This is a genomic window from Pseudomonadota bacterium (genome assembly GCA_010028905.1).
Classification (GTDB): Bacteria; Vulcanimicrobiota; Xenobia; order RGZZ01; family RGZZ01; genus RGZZ01.
In genome coordinates this window covers 1-1,259 of the sequence record RGZZ01000858.1, presented here as the reverse complement: position 1 = coordinate 1,259, position 1,259 = coordinate 1, and the positions used below count along the sequence as shown (strand labels likewise).

General features: G+C 66.6%; 1 protein-coding gene. It reads left to right on the top strand.

From position 1 onward, the window contains the following. Positions 1 to 35: 35 nt before the first annotated feature. A partial coding sequence (locus EB084_25905) for a hypothetical protein (GenBank protein ID NDD31699.1) occupies positions 36 to 1,259 on the top strand: 1,224 nt, incomplete at its 3' end.

Genomic DNA, 1,259 nt, shown 5'->3' with positions numbered 1-1,259 from the left:
TTGATGTGTGAATGCAAGAGCATGTGTGAATGTGAATGTCTGTGTGTGACACGATGGTCTCCACGCTCGAGGAAGCGGGCTCGGTGCGGCACGCGCTCGACGAGATGCGGCTTGCTGAGTACCTGCGCACGTACGTGCGCCCCTTTGCGGGCGTGCTCGTCTTGCGCCAGTTCTCGCACGGGCAATCGAACCCAACATATTTGTGCGAGTGCGGCCTTGGCGTCGCGGGTGGCTTCCGAGTCGTGCTGCGCAAGCAGCCGCACGGCAAGCTGCTCCAGAGCGCGCATGCCGTCGACCGCGAGTACCGCGTGATGTGCGCACTCGGAGACACCACCGACGTGCCCGTGCCGCGCATGCTGAGCTACTGCGCCGACGCGGCGGTGGTGGGTACGCCATTCTATGTGATGGAGTTTGTGCAGGGGCGCATCTTCAAGGACCCGACGCTGAGCGAGCTCAAGCCGATCGAGCGCTACGGCATCTATGCCGCCATGTGCGACGTGCTCGCGCGCATCCATCGCGTGCGCTGGTCAGACGTGGGCCTAAAAGGCTTTGGCGTACCCGACCAATACGCGGCACGGCAGGTGCGCCGGTGGCGAAAGCAGTACGAGGGCGGGCGCGCGACGCTCGAGAAGGCCGGGGTGGAGGAGAGCGCCGACGTGACGGCTCTCGTCGGATGGCTCGATGAGCACTGCGCCGAGGTCGAGGCGGCCACGGGCCACGTGCCCGCGTGCCTAGTGCACGGAGACTACAAGCTCGACAACCTCATCTTCCATCCGACCGAGCCGCGGGTGCTCGCTGTGCTCGATTGGGAGCTCTCGACGATCGGCTCGCCCCTCGCGGACCTCGCCCACTGCTGCCAGGCGTACAGATGGCCCTCGGACCACTGGTACATGCCGGGGCTCGCGGGCGCCTCCCTCGTGCGTCGTGGGCTACCACATGAGGCGGAGTTTGTGCGTGGGTACGTGGAGAGGGCGAAGCTGCCAACGATCCCCCCGCTCGTGTGGCGCTTCTACTGTGCACTGGCGCTCTTCCGCGTGTGCGCGATCGTGCAGGGCGTGTACGCGCGCGCGCTCCAAGGCAACGCCTCCGCCGCGGCCGAGCGTGCGGCGATGGCGGGAAAGCTCTTCGCGGAGGTTGCGGCGATTGGCTTGTCGGTGGCCACAGGGGGCGAGCAGGGTGTGCCCACAGCACCTCCGTACCCTCACCCATATGATCTGATGCCGTTTGGCTTCTCGGCGCGGGGGCGCGAGCTCTACGAC